Annotated in this window: 16 protein-coding genes and 1 pseudogene; 10 read left to right on the top strand and 7 right to left on the bottom strand. The window is 72.5% G+C overall.

All coding sequences use genetic code 11. From position 1 onward, the window contains the following. Positions 1–22: 22 nt before the first annotated feature. Genes QUY26_RS38390 through QUY26_RS38380 form a run of 3 tightly spaced genes read right to left on the bottom strand, consistent with a single transcriptional unit; the run spans position 23 to position 4,156 of the window. Positions 23–982: a ketoacyl-ACP synthase III gene (locus QUY26_RS38390; protein ID WP_289955041.1), complete on the bottom strand. Its 960-nt coding sequence runs from the start codon at positions 980–982 to the stop codon at positions 23–25. Positions 983–992: 10 nt separating this feature from the next. Further along, positions 993–2,795 carry a CoA-transferase gene (locus QUY26_RS38385; protein WP_289955038.1) on the bottom strand — a complete coding sequence of 601 codons (1,803 nt, stop codon included), beginning with the start codon at positions 2,793–2,795 and terminating at the stop codon, positions 993–995. 41 nt (positions 2,796–2,836) lie between these two features. Further along, entirely contained in the window at positions 2,837–4,156 is a 1,320-nt protein-coding gene (locus tag QUY26_RS38380; RefSeq protein ID WP_289955036.1) for a beta-ketoacyl-[acyl-carrier-protein] synthase family protein, read from the bottom strand. Between the two features lie 265 nt (positions 4,157–4,421). Between QUY26_RS38380 and QUY26_RS38375 the strand changes: the two genes are divergently transcribed. From QUY26_RS38375 to QUY26_RS38365, 3 genes are read left to right on the top strand one after another with little or no spacing between them, the layout of a single operon-like run. After that, a complete protein-coding gene (locus tag QUY26_RS38375; RefSeq protein ID WP_289955034.1) occupies positions 4,422–5,741 on the top strand; it encodes a beta-ketoacyl synthase N-terminal-like domain-containing protein in 1,320 nt (439 codons plus the stop codon). 11 nt (positions 5,742–5,752) lie between these two features. Next, positions 5,753–6,787 carry a beta-ketoacyl-ACP synthase III gene (locus tag QUY26_RS38370; RefSeq protein ID WP_289955032.1) on the top strand — a complete coding sequence of 345 codons (1,035 nt, stop codon included), beginning with the start codon at positions 5,753–5,755 and terminating at the stop codon, positions 6,785–6,787. 60 nt (positions 6,788–6,847) lie between these two features. Further along, the gene (locus QUY26_RS38365) at positions 6,848–7,078 is read left to right on the top strand and encodes an acyl carrier protein (protein WP_190118824.1); all 231 of its coding nucleotides are present in this window, start codon (positions 6,848–6,850) and stop codon (positions 7,076–7,078) included. Positions 7,079–7,478: 400 nt separating this feature from the next. On the opposite strand, the gene QUY26_RS38360 is transcribed toward QUY26_RS38365, so the two are convergent. After that, positions 7,479–9,140: an MFS transporter gene (locus QUY26_RS38360; RefSeq protein ID WP_289955027.1), complete on the bottom strand. Its 1,662-nt coding sequence runs from the start codon at positions 9,138–9,140 to the stop codon at positions 7,479–7,481. An 89-nt stretch (positions 9,141–9,229) separates the two neighbouring features. Here QUY26_RS38360 and QUY26_RS38355 point away from each other — a divergent pair, with 89 nt between their 5' ends. From QUY26_RS38355 to QUY26_RS38325, 7 genes and pseudogenes are all read left to right on the top strand, one after another. After that, positions 9,230–9,967, top strand: a complete 738-nt coding sequence (locus tag QUY26_RS38355; protein WP_289955023.1) for a TetR/AcrR family transcriptional regulator — start codon at positions 9,230–9,232, stop codon at positions 9,965–9,967. A 178-nt stretch (positions 9,968–10,145) separates the two neighbouring features. Then, the gene (locus tag QUY26_RS38350) at positions 10,146–10,577 is read left to right on the top strand and encodes a hypothetical protein (RefSeq protein ID WP_289955021.1); all 432 of its coding nucleotides are present in this window, start codon (positions 10,146–10,148) and stop codon (positions 10,575–10,577) included. Between the two features lie 238 nt (positions 10,578–10,815). After that, entirely contained in the window at positions 10,816–11,661 is an 846-nt protein-coding gene (locus tag QUY26_RS38345) for an endonuclease/exonuclease/phosphatase family protein (protein WP_289955020.1), read from the top strand. Between the two features lie 92 nt (positions 11,662–11,753). After that, entirely contained in the window at positions 11,754–13,259 is a 1,506-nt protein-coding gene (locus QUY26_RS38340; RefSeq protein WP_289955018.1) for a helix-turn-helix domain-containing protein, read from the top strand. A gap of 429 nt (positions 13,260–13,688) precedes the next feature. Then, positions 13,689–14,651: a hypothetical protein gene (locus QUY26_RS38335; RefSeq protein ID WP_289955017.1), complete on the top strand. Its 963-nt coding sequence runs from the start codon at positions 13,689–13,691 to the stop codon at positions 14,649–14,651. Between the two features lie 129 nt (positions 14,652–14,780). Beyond that, a complete protein-coding gene (locus tag QUY26_RS38330; RefSeq protein WP_289955015.1) occupies positions 14,781–16,280 on the top strand; it encodes an amino acid permease in 1,500 nt (499 codons plus the stop codon). Next, positions 16,277–16,423, top strand: a pseudogene (locus QUY26_RS38325) (hypothetical protein); the annotation flags it as partial. The gene QUY26_RS38330 and the pseudogene QUY26_RS38325, both read left to right, overlap by 4 nt. Before the next feature lie 39 nt (positions 16,424–16,462). On the opposite strand, the gene QUY26_RS38320 reads toward QUY26_RS38325, so the two are convergent. The 3 genes from QUY26_RS38320 to cseB form a co-directional block, all read right to left on the bottom strand. Continuing rightward, positions 16,463–16,825, bottom strand: coding sequence for a hypothetical protein (locus QUY26_RS38320; RefSeq protein ID WP_289956441.1), 363 nt, complete (start codon positions 16,823–16,825; stop codon positions 16,463–16,465). A gap of 90 nt (positions 16,826–16,915) precedes the next feature. Next, positions 16,916–18,208 carry a sensor histidine kinase gene (locus QUY26_RS38315; RefSeq protein WP_289955013.1) on the bottom strand — a complete coding sequence of 431 codons (1,293 nt, stop codon included), beginning with the start codon at positions 18,206–18,208 and terminating at the stop codon, positions 16,916–16,918. Between the two features lies 1 nt (position 18,209). After that, positions 18,210–18,962 carry a two-component system response regulator CseB gene (gene cseB / locus QUY26_RS38310; protein ID WP_289955010.1) on the bottom strand — a complete coding sequence of 251 codons (753 nt, stop codon included), beginning with the start codon at positions 18,960–18,962 and terminating at the stop codon, positions 18,210–18,212. Positions 18,963–19,028 lie beyond the last annotated feature (66 nt).

Below are 19,028 nucleotides of genomic sequence, written 5' to 3'. Positions count from 1 at the left end.
CTCACTCAGAAGAGCTGGGGTCTCAGAGCTGGTAGAGCAGCGCTCCCGAGAACCAGCCCGCGCCGGCCGCGGGCGACAGGATCACGTCGCCCTTGCGCAGTTCGCCGGACTCGGTGAACTCCGACAGCGCGCTCGGGATCGTCGCGCTGGTGGTCTGGCCGCGGGTGCGCAGGTTCGTCAGGACCCTCGCGGGGTCGGCGCCGATGCGCCGGATGAGCTCCTCGCTGATCCGGGTCGACCCCGGATGCGGCACCACCCGGTCCACGTCGGCCATCGTCATGCCCGCGCGCCGCAGCACCAGATCCGTGGCCTCGCCCGCGGTCGCCGCCGCCACCTGCGCGATCGAGGGCAGGCTCACCGTCCAGCCGTCCTTGCCACGGGCCTTGGAGACGCCCGCGTGCTCGCCGTAGCTGAGCACGACGGAGTCCCGCAGCCGGGAGTCGTCCGGCGGCCCCGCCTCCAGGACCGCGGCGCCCGCCCCGTCCCCGCCGACGTAGGAGCCCCGCCGTCCGGGCTTGAGCCGCTGCGAGAACTGGTCGGAGCAGACCACGAGGGCGCGCCGCCACTGGTGGCTGGTCAGCATCGCCGCGGCCGTCTGCACGGAGTGCACGAAGCCGACGCAGGCCGCGCACACGTCGAAGGCCAGGGCCCGCCCGGCGCCGAGCCGCATCGCGATCCGGGGCGCGTCCTCGGGCGCGTACCTGCGCTGCGACCAGGACGAGAAGACCACCAGGTCGAGGTCGTCGGCTTCGAGACCGGCGTTGCGCAGCGCGTGCCGGCCCGCCTGCACGGCCATGAACGGCACGGTCTCCGTGTCGTCGGACAGGTGCCGCCGCTCCACGCCGAGGTCGGGGCCGAGGACCGCCGCCTCCATCTCGGGGGCCTCGGGCAGGTCCGCCGGGATCTCCTCGCAGTGCCGCGGGAAGTAGTGCCCGAAGCCCCGGAAGGACAGGCCCTTGCCCATCCAGATTCCACCGCTCACACCGTGCTCCTCACCTGTAGAAACCCTGCGGGTCGAGACTGCGCAGCCAGGCGATCTCCGCCTCGGTGACCTCCGGTTCCGGGGTGCAGCCCGCGCTGCTCACCGGCCACCGGGTCAGCTTCGCCACGGCTTCGTCCGGCCGGGCGGGTCCGTCGCCGCCGGGCGGCAGCCAGGTCGCGAGCCGGAAGGGGCCGGGGGTGCCCGCCGCGCCCTCTGTACGCCGGAACCTCCCGAAGTGGCTGACCACTTCGCGCACCCGGGCGCCGGGGCTTGTCACATAGGCGACGCGCTCGACGAACTTGCGCGGCGAGGCCGTGGAGAGGACCAGGCAGTCGGTGCTCGTGGCGATGTCGTTGGCGCCGCCGGAGCCGGTCAGCCACCGGCCGTCGGCCAGCAGGCTGGTGTTGACGTTGCCGTCCGCGTCGACCTCGCCGGCGGCGAGGACGCCGAGGCAGCGCGGGTTCGCCGACACCATGCCACCGAGGATCTCCGGGATGCCGCCGAGCTGCTGGGAGCGCGTCGCGTGCAGCTGGCTGAAGAGGAAGACGTCACCGGGCTCGGGGTCGGTGGCGTAGAAGCCGAGTTCGGCGCAGACCGGCACTCGGATGCCGCGTTCGCGCAGCAGGGCGGCGGCCAGCCAGGCGGCCAGGTGGGACACGCCGATCCCGGCGAGCAGGGTGTCGTAGGCGCCGCTCGTGACCTGTTCGACGATGGCGCGCGCCCCGAGGACGACGGTCCGCTCGGCGCGCGTCACGGGCTCGGCGGTGGTGGGCAGCGGCGGCGGTGCCAGGGGCTCGCGCGGAGTCAACGGCTCCGCGGAGAGGGTCAGTTCGGCGCGGCGCGCGGCGCCGAGCTTGTGCACGTACTCGGTGTGCCCCATGGGTTCCTCGACCCACTCGCGGTACCACTCCTTGGCGCCGTCCTCGGTGGCGAGGCGCTCGACGAGCTCGGTGAGGAAGGTGTAGTCGTCGCGGTAGCCCACCACGTCGCCGCGCTCGTCGCCGCTGGCCACGCCGCGCAGCGACTGCGGGTGCGCGCCCAGCGGCGCCTCGCACAGGGCGAGGACGCGCTGCCCGGGGATGACGACCCGCTCGGGGTGCGCGTCGACGAAGTCGTCCGGCACGATGCGCTCGACCGTGGCGATCACGCCCTGTTCGGCGGCGTACGCGGCCCAGGGGCCCTCGCCCGCGGGCGGCACGAGGACGATGTTGCCGCGCCGGTCCGCGCAGGCCCCGTGCACCAGCGTGAGGTCCGGGCGCATCCGCTCCACCAGGGCGAAGGGGCGCTCCCCTGCCGCCGGGTCGGCCACGCGCAGGAACTTCGCGCCGGTTCCTGGACCCTCGCCCGCCCGCGGCCGGGCCGCGGGTCCCTCGGTGGTGAGCCCGCGCTCCAGGTCGCTACCGACGAGGGAGGACGTCACGGCGTACGGCAGCCCGGTGGCACCGGCCATGAGGCGCTGCGTGAAGCTGAGCAGGGACCACAGCTCGCAGGTGAACGGGGTGCCGCGGACCAGGTCGCGGTAGAGCGGGTTGGGGCGCGGTGTGGGGTAGGTGTCGCCGAGGAAGCACGTGATCAGGTGCTTGACGGCGCCCGACATGGTCAGCGCGTGCATCGCCGTGTGCGTCGCCGAGGTGCTGACGGTGAACTCGCCCCGACCCGCGAACTGCCGCGCGAGGGCGTAGACCATGGCGTTGGGCCGGGCCATGGTCATCGCCAGGTGCAGATGCATGCCCGGCGTCACGTACCGGGACACCAGGGAGTCGACGTCGGGGACGACGGCGGGTCGGGACGCCGTGCCGCTGTGCGTGCTCATGGTCTCCTTCAGGGTTTCGGTCCGCGGGCGCGGCGCTCCCATCACGCGGCGCCCAGGGCGAGCACCGAGGTCTGGCTGCCGATGGCGAAGGCCAGGGACACCGCGAGGTCGGCGCGGGCCGGGCGGGGGCCCTCCGCGACGTGGTCGTGGTCGCACTCCGGATCGGGTACGGCGCCCGCGTAGTTGGCGGTGGAGCACAGGCACTGGTGGTGCAGGGCCAGGGAGGTGGCCGCCGCGTTCACCATCGAGGCCGCGCCGAGGAGGTGGCCGTAGACGGGCTTGACGGAGCTGAGGGGCGGCCAGGCGGACCGCGGCCGGCCCTCGTAGAGCGCGCCGAGCATCCGGCTCTCCGCCACGTCGTTCTTCGGTGTGGCGGTGCCGTGCGCGCAGAACCAGTCGACGTCCTCGGGGGTCCGGCCCGCGTCGTCGAGCGCTTCGGCGACGGCCGAGGCGGTGACCTGCCCGCTCATGTCCATGCCGAAGGGGTGGGTGGCCTCGTTCAGGGCCCGGTGGGACAGGAACCGGGCGTAGCCCGCGGCGCCGCGGGCCCGGGCGTGGCTCTCCCGCTCCAGGCACAGGGCGACGGCGCCCTCACCGAAGGCGAAGCCCTCGCGGTCGCGGGTGTAGGGGCGGATGGCGCGCCGGGGGTCGTCGGTCTCGGTCGACAGGACGCGGTTGCCCATCGCGCGGAAGGACCGGAAGACCAGGGGCGTCAGGGGGAATTCGTAGCCCACGACGACCACGGCGTCGGCGACGCCCGCGCGGATCAGGTCCGCGGCGAAGGCGATGGCGTGGTGCCCGCCCACGCAGGCGCTGCTCAGCGTGGTGACGAACCCGCGTATGTCGCCGTAGATGGCGGACAGGGTGGCCGGGGCGCCGGGCATGCCGCGCAGCATCGCGCCGCTGTCGCCGAAGTGGTCGGTGCCGCCCCCCTCCCGGGCCGCCTCGGCGTCGTCGGCGGTCAGCGCCTCGCTGACCCACTCCAGGGGGCCGCGCGACGACGAGGCGATGAGGGACAGGCGGCGCGGGTCGATGTCGTCGGATCCGAGCCCCGCGTCACGGCGGGCCTCCTCGACGGCCGACATGGTCACCAGGGCGTCGCGGGTGTACCGGGCGGCGAACTTCTCGTTCAGCTCCGGCAGGAACTTCCGGTGATCGAAGTCGCGCAGCTCCCCGGCCGCGCCGACACCGGCCCGTTCCGGATCGACGCGGGTCAGACGGCCGATCCGGGAATGGCCGTCACGCACGTCCTGCCAGAATTCATTGACGTGGGTCGCGCCGGGGAGCATGACGCCGATACCGGTGACCAGTACCGAGCCCCGGCGGTCTTTCCGTCCAGCGGATGCAGCCAGTTCAGCCATGCCGGAAAACTATCCGGGGCCTTCCGACGCGACATCGGTCCACCGGTACCCGGGAGAATTCACCGCCGGTACTTGAAGTACCAATTATTGATTGAGGTACTACCGATACCGGCCGCGCGCGAAAACCGGGTACCTGCGGCCGGTTACGGCCCGGCAGGTCGGCGCTCTAACGTCGGCAGCCGTCACCGGCACAGCACGGTGCAGCAGCATGCGCCCACTGCGTGCGGGCGACCTGTCGACAGCGGCACGCAACTCAGGGAGTCTCATGGCGGACCAGCAGCAGGATCCCGGTCGCGACACATTGATCACGGGCATGGGATTCGCCCTGCCAGGACCCGGCGGACTGTGCGCGACTTCCGCGGAATTCCTGGAAATCGTCTCCACCGGCGCCTGTCATGTGGAAAACAACGGTGTCTTCTTCGGTCAAGTGCGCACCGATGTCGCGGATGTGAAGGAGCGTTATCCCGAACTTCCCGTCAAGGCGCTGAAACTCTATTCCCCGGTGCAGTTGCTCGGCCTGATCTCCATGGCGGAGGCCTGTGGCGACGCCGGGCTCGACTGGCGTGCGGGCGCGCTGTCCGAGGCGGCGATCCTCGCCGCCCGCGACGGCGGTGACTGCTGGTCGGCCCAGTACGCCGACATCCTCAGGGCCGACCGCGCCACAGCGACCAAGGACGAGATCAACGAGCTGGGCACCCGGCTCGCCCTCACCGGCATCCCCATGGACGTGGCCAACGTCCAGGTGTCCGTCGTCGCCGGGACGGGACCCAACTTCACCGTCTCCAACGGCTGTACGTCGTCGGCGGTGCTGCTCGGCATGGCACAGCGGATGATCAAGAGCGGTGAGGTGGACGTTGCGGTGGTCACCGGCGCCGACGTGTTCGGCCTCGACTTCCTGCGGCACTACGCCGACCTGCTCGACCGCTACGCCGAGCTGAGCGCCGAAGAGGGCGTCACCGTCGACGCCATGGAGGACGCGGCCCTGGCGATGGGCGCGCAGATGCGACCGTACGACAAGAACTCCCCGGGCTCCAACATGGGCAACGGCTCCATCACGATCGTCGTGGAGAGCCGCGCGCACGCCGAGCGGCGCGGCGCGACGCCCTACGCCCGGATGCTGGCGCAGCGCACCCGGCGCAGCCCGCAGCACAGTGCCTTCGCCATCGACCGTGCGGGCGTCGGCATGGTCCAGGCCGCCCGGGACGCGATGGCGGGCCTGGTCGAGGCGGACCAGATCGACTACGTCAACGGCGGCGCCGAGGGCGACCGGGTCTTCCACGAGACCGAGTCGAACATCGTGCACAGCCTCTTCGGGGACCGTGCGACGCGCATGCCCGTGACCGTGCAGGAGGCCTGCTTCGGGCACAACGGCGGGCCGCTCGGCGGCCTCGGCGTCGCGGCCACGTCGCTGATGATCCAGCGCGACGCGGTGTTCCCGACGGCGGGCTGCGTCGACCCTGACGACGCCTGCCTCTTCGACCCGGTACCGGGCACGACCGCCCGGCCCCAGCGCGTCGAGCACGCGCTGTCCTTCAACTACACCGTCGGCATGGTCAGCAGCGCGATTCTGCTGGGGAAGGCGTGAGGGCCGAGGAGATGGACAAGCACCGCACACGCGCGGCCGTCCTCGCGGGCGTCGCCGGCCATGTGCCGCCCGGCACGGTCACCAACGCGGAGTTGGAGGCCCGACTCGACACCACCGACGAATGGATCCGCAGCCGCACCGGCATCGCCGAGCGGCACACCGTCCCGCCGGGCACGGCCACCCGCGAACTCGCCGTGGAAGCAGGCCGGTTGGCGCTCAAGTCCGCGGGCCGCGACAGCGTGGACGCCGTCGTCCTCGCGACCGCGACCCCGGACCGGCTCTGCCCGGCCACCGCCCCCGAGGTCGCCGCGGCCCTCGGGCTCGGCCCCGTCGCCGCGCACGACGTCGCCGCCGTGTGCGCCGGGTTCCTGTACGCCCTGTCGTCCGGGGTCGGGGCGATCGCCGCGGGCTTCGCCGAGCAGGTCCTCGTCATCGGCGCCGAGACGTTCTCCGCCATCGTCGACCCGGAGGACCGGAACACGGCCGTCATCTTCGGGGACGCCGCCGGGGCCGTCGTGCTGCGCGCCGGTGACCCGGACGAGCCGGGCGCCATCGGCCCGATCCGGCTCGGCAGCGACGGCACGCACAGCGACCTGATCCAGATCCCCGCGGGCGGCGCCCGGCAGCGCTCCACCGGCACCGTGCCCGAGGCGAGCGACCACCACCTGCAGATGCAGGGCCGCAAGGTCTACCGCCACGCCAAGGAGCGCATGACCCAGGCGGCGCTCGACGTCCTGGAACGCTCCGGCTGGACCGTCGAGGACGTGGACCGGCTCGCCACCCATCAGGCCAACGCGCGCATCAGCGAGGCCGTGGCCGACGAACTGGGCGTCCCGCGCGACCGGGTCCTCTCCAACATCGAGCACGTCGGCAACACCTCGGCCGCGTCCTTGCCGCTGCTGCTCGCCGACTCCGCGACAGAGGGCAGGCTGCGCCCGGACGACCGGGTGCTCCTCGCGGCGTTCGGGGGCGGGCTCGCCTGGGGCGCGGCATCGCTGACCTGGCCGGACGTGACGGCCTTCGCGGCGCACACCTATCGCGGGTGAGGTTCTCCCGGCGCGGGCCCCGCGCCGGCCCCACCGACACTGCGCTCCCAGGAGGAAACGGTGTACGAAACGGTCAAGTCCCTGCTCACCAAGGAATTCGACATCTCCGAGGATCAGATCGCCCCGGAGTCCACGCTGGAGGACCTGGGCCTGGACTCCCTGGCCTCGGTCGAGTTCGCCCTCGCTCTGGAGAAGGGGCTCGGCGTGGAGATCACGGACGACGAGGTCGTGGAGCTGGAGCGGCTCGACAAGATCCTGGAACTCGTCGAGCGCCGCAAGCGCGCGTCCTGACGCGGTCGTGCGCCGGCCCGAGGAACGAGCCGCGCGCACGGGCGTGATCGCCGACGCCGGACGGCCGGGGTCCTTGACGGGCCCCGGCTGTCTCGACGTGCGCCCCGCGCACCCCATCGACGAGCACCTCGCTCATCGGCCCCCACCGCGCCCCGAGCACCCCGTTCACGCGCGCCTCGCTCGCCATTGCCCACCGCGCCCCGCGCATCGTTCAAGGCCGAGCCGGACACCTGCGTCAAGGCAGGGCCGCACGCGTCCGTCCGGCCCGGGTCGCCCGCGTCGCTCCCCGCCGGGCGGCACCCACCGCCCCCGCGCCCGACCCGCGCGTCGCACCCGCCCGGTCCACGGGCGGGTGCGACGGGCGGGCGATGTGCGGTCGCGGCGTGCGGAGCGCCTGCGGTCAGGACCGGTCCGCGGACTCGGTCCTGTGCTCGGCCGACTCCCCCTGCGCCTGTTTCACAAGGTCCACGCCCTCCTCGGAGTCTCCCCCGGCGCCCTCGGCCGCCGGGGTGAGCCGCCCGGCCGAGCGCGGGATGAACAGGAACACGGCGATCGCCACCAGGACGAGCAGGACGCCGGTGCACAGCGACGTGAACCCGAACGCGTCCGCGAAGGCTTTGTCGGCCTGCCGCTCCAGCGCCTCCCCCGCGGAGCCCGGCAGCGCGCCAGCGACCCCGACGGCGTCGGCGATGCCTTCCCGTGCCGCGTCCATGGACTTCTCGTCCACGCCGGGCACGGAGGTGTCCATCTCCCTGCGGAAGAGCGCGGACGCGACACTGCCCATGATCGCCACGCTCAGTCCGTTGCCGAGTTCGTAGGAGGTCTCCTCGATGCCCGCGGCGCCGCCCGCGGTGTCCGCCTCGGCCGTCGACATGATGGCGTCCGACGCGGCCGTCATGGCGCAGCCCGCCCCGGCGCCGATGCCCGCGAGGGCGATGGCGAAGACCCAGTACTCGGTGTCGGGCTCGACGTTCATCAGGACGAAGAACGCCCCGCCGATCAGGCCCATCCCGATCATCATCGCGAACCGCGTCCCGTACCTCGGCACGATGACCGACATGATCGGAGCCCCGATCATGGTGGCGAGCAACAGCGGCAGCAGGCGCAGGCCCGACTCCATCGGCGAGGCGCCGCCGATGAACTGCCAGTGCTGGGTGAGCAGCAGCATCAGACCGCCCATGCCGAACATGGCGAGGACCACGCTCACGACCGCCACGGAGAACGCGCGGTTGCGGAACAGCTTGGGATCGAAGAGCGGGTCCGGCACCCGCAGGACCCGCAGCACCAACGCGGTGAGCAGCGCGAGGCCGAGGACGCCGGTGATGATCGTCTGGGCCTCCAGGCCCTCCGCGCCGCCGTGCTGGATGGCGTACACCAGCGAGATCAGGCCGGTGACGGAGAGGGCCGCGCCGACGGTGTCCCAGCGCGGCGGGTTGGGGTGCTTGGACTCCGGCACCAGGGTCACCGCGGCGAACAGCGCGAAGACCATGATGGGCACGTTGATCAGGAAGACCGAGCCCCACCAGAAGTGCTCGATCATGACGCCGCCGACCACGGGGCCGACCGCGGCACCGGCCGCGGACATGGTGGCCCAGACAGCGAGCGCCACCGTGCGCTCTTTGCGATCCGTGAAGACATTGCGAATGATCGACAGCGTCGACGGCATGATGATGGCGGCGCCGATGCCGAGCAGCGCGCGGGCCGCGATCAGCATCTCGGGCCCGTTCGCCCAGGCCGCGGTGGCCGAGGCGATGCCGAAGACGACGAAGCCGAGGCACAGGAACCGCTTGCGGCCGAGGCGGTCGCCGAGGGTGCCGCAGCTGATGAGAAGACCCGCCACGACGAGCGAGTAGACGTCGACGATCCAGAGCAACTGCACCGACGACGGCTTGAGTTCGGTGCTCAGCGTGGGCAGGGCCACGTTCAGCACGGTCAGGTCAAGGGCGACGACCAGCAGGCTCAGCGAGAGAACACCGAGCACCGCCCACCGGTTCTTCGCCCCGGGGACTTCGCCGCCCCCTCCCTCGCGCCCACCTTGCTTGTCGTCCACCACGCCATCCATGGCCGGCCTCCTTCGGGATTCCGTCAACAGTGTTCCCGTACGGCATACCATCTATCGTACGGCGTACGAGTCTGCGATAGCATAGGGACGTGACTGAAACTTCTGGACGAGACACGACACCGAACGGCCCACCTGGCTCGATCTGGCTGCGCGAGCTGAAGCAGCGGCCGGCCAAGCAGCCGCTGAGCCGGGAGCAGATCGTGCGGGGCGCGGTGCGGCTCCTGGACGAGGGGGGCGTGCGCAACCTGCGCATGCGGCAGCTCGCCGACTCGCTGAACTCCGCGCCGATGTCGCTCTATTGGCACGTCCCTACGAAGGACGACTTGCTGGAGCTGGCCATTGACGCCGTCTTTCCGGACCCGCCCACGCCGTCCGGCTCGGGGAACTGGCGTACCGATATCCAGACGTGCGCGACGGACCTCTTCGAAGTGCTGCTGGAGCACTCCTGGATGATCGAGCTGATGGGCGGTCACCCCCCGGTGGGACCCCGGGCCCTCGCCCACACCAGCGCCATCATCCAGATCCTGGAGCAGGCCCGCTTCTCCCCCGGCCAGCTGGACTCCGCGCTGTCGGCGATCTACTACTACACCGTGGGCGCGGCCCTGTCCGAGGCCTCCTGGCAGGCCATGGCCCGGCAGAGCGCCGAGACCGAGGAGGAGTGGGCGAGCCGCCTCGGGCCCTACCTCAGCACGGCCACGCAGGACCATCCGGCATCTCTCACCGACTACGTCAAGCGCAGCGCCTCCAGCAGCACGGGACAGCGCTTCCGCGACGGCCTGGAGTGCATGGTGTCCGGTATGGACCGGATGAGGGCGATGAACTCATGACCCGCACGGACACTGCGCCCGGCCTCCCCGTCCAGGCGGCGTTAAAGAACCGTAAATCTCCACCTCAGCGCCCCTTGCATCTGACACGCTCCCGGGATATCACTACCTGCTGACCCGCGCCCGGGGAGCCAGCAGTGTGCGACACGCGCCGTATACGGAACCCCAAAGGGGAAGTGCCATGACTGATGTGGTCGTGCGTGCCGAGCTTCGAAAGCCGTACGAGGACGAACCGCGCGCCCCGGACCGCATCGTGAGCGGTCCTCACGAGGCCTGTGACCTGGCCGACGGCGCGGACCAGGTCGGGGAGTTCGCCCGCACCCTGGAGTGGGCGCTCCTGCTGCTGCGCACCCTGGAGCGGGACGGCCGCGACCGCGCCCCCGAGGACGACCTGAACGGGCTGCACGCCCTCGTCCGCGCCCTGGACCAGCGGCTCATCCCGACCCTGGAAGGCGTCAGGGACGCCGCCGTCCGTCGCTACCGCGAACTCGGCGGCTCCTACGGCAGCCTGGCCAAGGCGATGGGCGTCCCGCGTTCGACGGCCCAGACCCGATCGACGGCCCTCCTCGGCCGCGAACCCTCGGCCCACGAACGCTGGGCCTCCGGCCAGTGACACCCCACTCCCCCGCGACCTGACAGCCTGCCAGTCCTCACGCACAGCCCCGGAGCGGCAAGACGCCCGGGGCTGCGTGCTGTGCGGGGGGCCACGCGGCAGGCGGGTGGGACGCGGCGGGATCCGGTGCACCGCGTGCGTCGCCGATCTTTCCGTCCCATAACCTCATGCGGGAAGACGTCGCGCGGGACCTGGGCCCGTGCTGTCGCGCGGGACAAGGGCCCGCGCTGAGGAGGCGATGGTGCTCGGAAGGGTCGCGCGGTTGCTCGCGGGGGGCATGACGCTGGCCTGCCTGGTGCTCGTCGGGCCCAGTGCGCCGAGCGGCGCCCACTTCGCGGGGCCGCCCGTCGAGCCGGTGCAGGACATCGTGCCGAACCGGGTCATGACATGGAACATCTGCAATCCCTGCGGCGACGAGAACAACGTCGGCCGCGCGGCGGACATCGCCGCGTACGCGCCCCAGGTCATCGGGGTGCAGGAGGCGTGCGTGCGTGACGTCGAGCGGATCCGGGACTATCTGGAGCACCTGCACGGGCTCGTCTACCACGTCGAGTACGGCTCGGTGCTGCGCAACCGGAGCAGGTGCGGCGGCTGGCCCTGGAGCCCCGGAGGCTTCGGGCAGGCGATCCTGTCCGCGGCGCCGATGACGGATCACGTGAACGTGGAGTACCCCGACGGCGGGTCCGAGAGCCGTGGCTACATGGCCGTCACCACCACCGTGGACGGCGAGTCCGTCCGGATCTTCAACACCCACCTCGCCCAGCGGCGCCAGGAAGAGGTCCGGGCCGACCAGGTCGACGCGCTCGCCCCGGCCGTCGCCCGGCACGACCGCGCGATCGTCCTCGGCGACTTCAACGCCGTGCCGGACGCCCCCGAGCTCTCCCGGATGTGGCCCCTGGCCAGGGACGCGGACCCCCGGTGCCGTCCGGCCCCCGCCGGGACCGGCACCTGCGCGCCGACCACCGACTGGCAGCTCAAGTTCGACTACGTCTTCCTGCGTGACGTCGCACCGGTCCGACAGGAAGTCCGTCCCAGCCCGCACTCGGACCACCACCCGGTGCTCGCCGACGTGGATCTGAAGTAGCGGGCGCCGCCAACTCCCCAGCGGGCGCCAGACTCCGTATCGTTCGCCTGTGCACATGATCTGACCGACCCAAGGCGAGTCTGGGAGGACGCATGCGGGGGGACGGCATCATCACTGGGCGGGGCGGGCAGCCCCGGTTAGGGACGGTCCTTCGACAACGGCGGGAAAGCCGGGGCATGTCGCTGCGGCAGATGGCGCGGCTGCTGCACTACAGCCCCGGCTGGATCAGCCGCGTGGAGAACGGACGGGCCGCCCCCACGGCCGAGTTGGCCCGCGCCTGCGACGAACTGCTCGCCCTCGACGGCGAGCTGACCGCCCTCACCCGGGCCGACCGGGGCGGCGCGCTCGAACTGCTCAGACCCGCGCAGCTGCCGCCCCCAGCGTCCGCCTTCGTCGGCCGCGAGGCCCTGCTCCACGAACTGGACGAACTGCTCACGGATGCAAACCGGACCGGACAGGCCCTGACGATCGCCCTCGACGGCCCCGCGGGCGTGGGCAAGAGCACGGTGGCCCTCCGGTGGGCGTACGAGATCGCCGACCGGTTCCCCGGAGGCGTGCTGTTCACCGACCTCCAGGGCAACTCCCCCGCAGCGCGGCCGCTCGCCGCGGCCGACGTACTCGAACAGTTCCTGACTGCCTTCGGCCTTGCCGCCACCGACATTCCGGCCGACGAGGCCGAACGGGCCGCGGTCTTCCGCAGCGTCGCCGTGCGGCGCCCCATCCTCGTGATCCTGGACGACGCCGCGGGCTCCCCGCACGTCGAACCGCTCCTCGTCGGCGCGCGCGGCTGCGTCGCCCTCGTCACCAGCAGACGCCGTCTGACCGGGCTCGCGGTCAAGGCGGGCGCCCACCGGCTCTCGGTCGGGCCGATGGACCAGGCGGAGTCCGCCGACCTGCTCAGCGCCGTCGCGGGGCCGGAGCGGGTCGCCGCTGAACCGACGGCCACGGCGGCCCTGGCACGGCGCTGCGCACACCTGCCCCTGGCCCTGCGCATCGCCGCCGAGCGCCTGGCCACCTTCCCGCACCGGTCCATCGCCGACGCCGTCGCCGAACTCGCCGACCGCAGGCACCGGTTGAACGTCCTCACCGACATCGACGACCCGCACCTCGCGGTGCGCGCCGCCCTGTCCTCCTCGTACCGCGCCCTGGACGTCGAGGCCGCCCGGATGTTCCGCTTCCTCGGCCTGTTCCCCGGGGCGACGATCAGCGCCGCCGCCGCGGCCGCCCTCGCCGACCGGCCCCTCGGCCACACCCGGCGTCTCCTTGAGGTCCTGGTCGCCGTGCACCTGCTCGAGGAGACGGGTCCCGACCGTTACCTCCGCCACGATCTGCTGGGCGACTACGCGGCCGAACGCGCCGCCGAGGAGGAGACGGCGATTACCCGCCAGGAGGCCCTGCGACGCCTGATCGGCTGGCACGTGCGCACGGCCCAGGACTGGGGGCCGCCGCGCGAGCCTGGGCGTGCGTGGATCGACCCCCACGAGGTCGGCATCCGGCGTGCCGTGGCGGCGTGCCGCCTCGCCACCGACGCCGGCGACTTCGAGCAGGCCGCCCGGCTGTTCCGGCAGGCGTGCGCCCCGTTCGAGGACGGCCGGTGACGGGTCCGCCCGCGTCGGCGCGAACCTGACGGCCGGTCGCCTCCGGGACCTGCCGGGCCACCCTCGCCGCGCCCGGCCCGTGACGTGTGCCCGGTGTCGGCCCCATCCGTCGCCGGCCCCTGTTGCGCAACGGAGAAACACTGTCGGGCGCCGGACCCGCTGACCACACTGGGACCGCGTCGTTCCGGGCAGCTCAGGGCTTACCCGCGCGTGACCTGCGTGGCGTACCGCCACCGGACCCGACCGGGCACCGCGCGTCCCGGCGCCACGCGGCAGCACGTGGCCACGCCGCGTCGGAGCACCGCACGTCGGAGCGCCACCGCGCCCGAGCGCCGCACGGCACAGCGTCACCACGACAGAGCCTTCTGACCGAGCTTGGGGTGCGAAGAACCTGCCTATGAACGCCACCGACCGCCACACACGGCACGCATGACGCCCGGGCGCCGCCCGGGAGCGCGAAGGAACGCGGCCGCACCCGCACTCGACAGGCACCCGGCCCGCGACGACACGGCCCTGCGCCGCGTCCTCGAAGACGCCTCGATGGGCCGCTGGGAAGGCCCGCGCGACCTGCTCACGGCCACCGGCGCGGACTGGGACCGCAGGGTCTTCCGACTCCAGGTCCTCGCCGAGGCGGGCGCACGGCTGCGGTTCGCCGACACCTGGGCCGAGGCGGAGCCGCGCTCCCCGCACGCGCTGGCCCTGCTCGCCAACGTGCAGGCGCTGCGCGCGATGGTCGCCGGGCCCGACGAGGGCCGGACGCTGATGGAGGACGCCTGGCACACCTGTGCCGCCGTGCAGCGCGTCTGGCCCGAGGACGTGGCGCCGCTGCTCGTCATGCTCGCGCTGCTGCGCACCCACGCCCCCGACCGCCCCACGCTGCGGCACGTGTGGGACGAGATCAAGCAGCGCGACCCGTGGAACCGCGAGGCCCACCACGAGGTCGTCACGTACCTCTTCGCCCGCAACCACGGTGAGCAGGGCGAGGCCATGTGGTGGGCCGAGGAGCAGGCGGCCGTCGCCCCACCGGGGCTGCCCATCGCTGTCCTGCCCCTGGTGGCCCTCGCCGAGGTGCACCGGTCGCGGCAGGAGCGGGACCGGGACGGGTACGGCCTGACGATCCACCCCTGGGTGGAGTGCCCCACGACCGACCTGGTCCTCGACCGCTGGTGGCGCCATCGCGCGCCGCGCCCGCACGCCTGCTTCGCCGACGACGCCAACTACCTCGCCCACGCCCTGTCGTTCGCCAACCGCCACCCCGAGGCGAGGGACGTCTTCGACGCGATCGGCCCGTACGCCACGACCGTGCCGTGGTCCTACTGCGGCCCCGCCACCGAACTGTTCCAGCGCCACCGTGCCTGGACCTACGACCCACCACGCCTCCGACGCTGCTAGCCCCACCGCCCCACCCCGCAGCGCGCCGCCTCCCCGACCTCCTCTTCTCCCCCTCTTCCCCTCCCCTTGTTCCCCTCCCCTTGTTCCTCTCCTCCCCCTCCCCTTTCACAGACCAAGGACAGACGGCCCGTGCCTCTTGATGTGTCCCGCGTGTCCGACGAGGAACGCCTGAAGCAACTCGGCTACCAGCAGACGCTCTCCCGCTCCATGTCGGGCCGCGCCAACTTCGGCGTCAGCTTCACGATCATCTCCATCCTGTCCGGCTGCATGACGCTGTACGGCTACGGCCTCAACACCGGCGGCCCGGCCGTCATGATGTGGGGCTGGCTGTTCGTGGGCGTCATGACGCTCTTCGTCGGGCTCGCGATGGCGGAGGTGTGCTCCTCGTACCCGACCAGCGCGGGCCTGTACTTCTGGGCCCACCGGATGGCCCCGGAACGCTCGCGGGCGGCCTGGGCGTGGTTCACGGGCTGGTTCAACACCCTCGGCCAGATCGCCGTGACCGCGGGCATCGACTTCGGCGCCGCGACGTTCCTCAACGCCCTGCTCGACCTGCAGTTCGGCTTCGAGGCCACGCCGGAGCACACGATCATCCTGTTCGGCTGCGTCCTCGCGCTGCACGGGGCCCTCAACACCTTCGGGGTGCGCATCGTCGCCTTCCTCAACGAGGTGTCGATCTGGTGGCACGTCCTGGGTGTCGTCGTGATCTGCGGCGCCCTGGCCATCGTGCCCGACGAGCACCGGTCGACGAGCTTCGTCCTCGGCGAGTTCGTCAACAACACCGGCTTCTCGTCGAGCATCTACGTGGTGGCGATCGGCCTGCTGATGGCGCAGTACACGTTCACCGGCTACGACGCCTCCGCGCACATGACGGAGGAGACCATCGACGCGGCCACGGCGGGGCCCAAGGGCATCGTCCGCTCGATCCTCGTCTCCCTCGTGGCCGGGTTCGTGCTCCTCTTCGGCTTCACCTTCGCCATCCAGTCGTACTCCGGCGCCCTCGACTCGGCCACGGGCGTGCCCCCGGCCCAGATCCTCATGGACGCGCTCGGCACGACGGCCAGCAAGTGGCTGCTGCTCGTCATCATCGTCGCCCAGCTCTTCTGCGGCATGGCGTCCGTGACGGCCAACTCCCGGATGATCTACGCCTTCTCGCGCGACGGCGCGCTGCCCTTCTCCCGGACGTGGCACAAGCTCAACCCCACCACCCGCACGCCCACCAACGCCGTCTGGCTCGCCACCCTCGGCGCCTTCGCCCTCGGCCTGCCCTACTTGTGGAACAACACCGCGTACGCGGCCGTCACCTCCATCGCCACCATCGGCCTCTACATCGCCTACGTCATCCCCACCTACCTCCGCCTGCGCCAGGGCGACCGCTTCGAGCGCGGCCCCTGGCACCTGGGCTCCTGGTCCACCATCGTCGGCACCATCGCCATCGCCTGGGTCGCGGTCATCACGGTCCTGTTCATGCTGCCGCAGAGCTCGCCCGTCACCAGGGACACGTTCAACTACGCGCCCGTCGCGGTCGGCGTGGTCGTCGCCTTCTGCGGCACCTGGTGGCTCGTCTCGGCGCGCAAGTGGTTCCTGAACCCGGACCGCCCCCGCGACGTCCCCGACGCGCGGCGATGACGCGCGTCGCTGTCCCGCACGCCGGCGGTGGGTGGCGGTCCCGACCGGGCGCGGCCGACCTCGTGATTCTCTCGGCACAGGACTTCACGGGCCGTCCGCCGGCCCGCGTCCAGCTCCCGGGCCGGGTGCCGCCCGGCATCCACGGGAGCTGGGTCGCGGCTCGACCGCGCCGAGGCAGCCCCTCAGCCGCGCAGTTCGTCGGCCGCCTGCGCGATCAGGTCGACGGGCAGGTCCTGGCAGAAGCTCTCGTGGAACTCGTCCTGCTTGATCCACAGGTAGCCGTCGGAGTCCGGGGCGATGGTGTCGAACGCCTCGGTGGGCTTCTCCTGCGAGATCCGGCCGGGGCTCTCGCCCGCGTCGGGCGTGAACGCGGCGACGTGGACGAGTCCGGCGACCTGGGGCAGGTCGCCCGCCTCGGTGATGACGGCGGGCGCCGTAGGAGTGCCCGACGAGCAGGACCGGGCCTTGGCACTGCCTGACCATCTTGCGGGTGCGCTCGGCGTCGTCGGCCGGCGAGGCCAGCGGGTTCTCCTGCCGTCCTTCAACGGGCGCGACGCGGCCGGTGTCCCCGAGGGCCGGGCCCCAACGCCGGGCGGGCGCCGACGACACCGCCACCGGTCACCGCCGCGCCCGCCTCAGGCGCGCCGGAGCGGGAGGCTCAGGGTGGCGACGGCGCCGTGCGGGTCGGCGTTCGAGAACGTGAGGCGGCCGCCGACGACCTGGGTGTGGCCGAGGGCGATGGTGAGGCCGAGGCCGTGCCCGTGGCCGCGTTCGGCGGCGCCGGTGCGGAAGCGCTGCGGGCCGTGGTCCAGGAGGTCGGCGGGGAAGCCGGGGCCGTGGTCACGGACGACGACGGTGACGGCGCCGGGGCCGGTGGTTGCGTCGGTGGCCACGGTGACCTCCACCGGTGAGCCGCCGTGGCGATGGGCGTTGAGGACCAGATTGGTGACGATGCGGTCGACGCGGCGCGGGTCGGTCTCCACGGTCGTGTCCCCGACGACGGTGATCCGGGTGTCGAGGCCGGTGCGGCGCACGGACTCCGTGACCAGTTCACCGAGCGGCACCGGCTGCGCGTCGGCCCGCTCGGCGCCCGCGTCGAGACGGGAGATCTCCAGCAGGTCGTCCACCAGCGCCCGCAGCACCCGCACCCGGTCCTGGACGAGGTCGGTTGCCTCGCTCTCCGGCAGCAGGGACGCGGAGGTGACGAGGCCCGCGAGCGGGGTGCGCAGTTCGTGGGCGACGTCGGCGGTGAAGCGCTGTTCGCCCCGCAGGCGTTCCTGGAGGGCGTCCGCCATGTGGTCGACGGCCGAGGAGATCTCGCTGATCTCGTCGTGGCCGCGGCTCGCGGTGCGCGCGTCCAGGGCCCCGTTCCTGATGCGCCGTGCGGTGCCCGCGACCCGGCGCAGGCGCCGCAGCACCAGTTCGGCGGCGAGCAGCGTCAGGGGGACGACGACGGCGAGGGTGGCGAGGGCCGCGTACCGGATGTGCCGGTCGAGCGCCTGCAGGCTGCGCTTCTCGGCCCCCATGTCCATCCGGACGGCCAGGTCGGTGCCGTCGACGCGGCTCGCCGCCCACATGAACGGGCCCTGCAGCGGCTTGCTCGTGTCGTACCAGGTCAGGGGGCCCGGTTCGGTGGCGAGCCGGGCCCGCAACACGTCCGGCACCTGGTCCCCGGCGGCGTAGCCCGGGGGCGTCGAGGGATCCCGGCTCGCGGACCTGCCGTCGCGGAACTCGAACTCGGCGACCTCCAGTTCACGCAGCGCCGTGCCGCGGCCGATGCTCATGGACCGCGCCTCGGTCCTCTCATGCACCAAGAAGCCGATGCCCACGGCCATCGCGCAGGCCGCCGCGGCCACTCCCGCGGCGATCTTCCAGCGCAGGGAGCGGAGGTCGGCGAGTCGGCGCAGGAAGCGAGAAGCACGTCGCATGTCAGCGCCGGAACTTGTAGCCGAAGCCGCGCACCGTCTCGATGTGATCGGCGCCGATCTTCTTGCGCAGTCGCTGCACGGTCAGGTCGACGACCCGGCTGTCGCCCTCCCAGCCGTAGTCCCACACCTTGCGCAGCAGGGTCTGGCGCTCCAGGACGACGCCGGGCGCGGCCACGAACTCCAGGAGCAGGCGCAGTTCGGTGGGCGTGAGGGCGAGCAGGCGGCCGTCCGCGCGGACTTCGAGGCCGCGGGTGTCGACAGTGAGGTTGCGGAAGGTGAGCAGGCCGCCGCGGTCGGGCGCCGGGGCGTCGGCCGTCGCAGGCGCGGTGTAGGTGGCGCGGCGCAGCAGGGTGCGGATGCGGGCGACCAGGACCGTGGTGTCGACGGGTTTGACGATGTAGTCGTCGGCGCCCGCCTCCAGGCCCGCGACGACGTCCAGTGCGTCGCCGCGCGCCGACATCATCAGGATGGGGGCCTGGCTCGTCTCGCGGACCCGGCAGGAGAGTCCGATGCCGTCGAGGTGGGGCAGCATGACGTCGACGAGGAGCAGGTCGTGCCACCCGTCCCGGAACATCTCGAGGCCGGTCAGGCCGTCGGGGGCCGCCGCCACCTCGTAACCGTAGCGCTCCAGGGCCATGCCGACGGACTTGCGGATCGCGTCGTCGTCCTCGATCAGGAGGACGCGCACGGGCGCGGCGGGGCCGCCCTCGCGGGGTGCGGGGCGTCCCGCCGGTTCGTTGGGGGGCTGTGGCATCTCGTCACCTGGGGGTCGGGTCGTACGGGGCGGGCGTGGCTCACTGTCCGCCCGCCGGGCCCGCCG

Origin of the sequence: Streptomyces flavofungini (assembly GCF_030388665.1) — a bacterium.
Classification (GTDB): Bacteria; Actinomycetota; Actinomycetes; order Streptomycetales; family Streptomycetaceae; genus Streptomyces; species Streptomyces flavofungini_A.
This window is presented reverse-complemented; position numbering and strand designations above follow the sequence as displayed.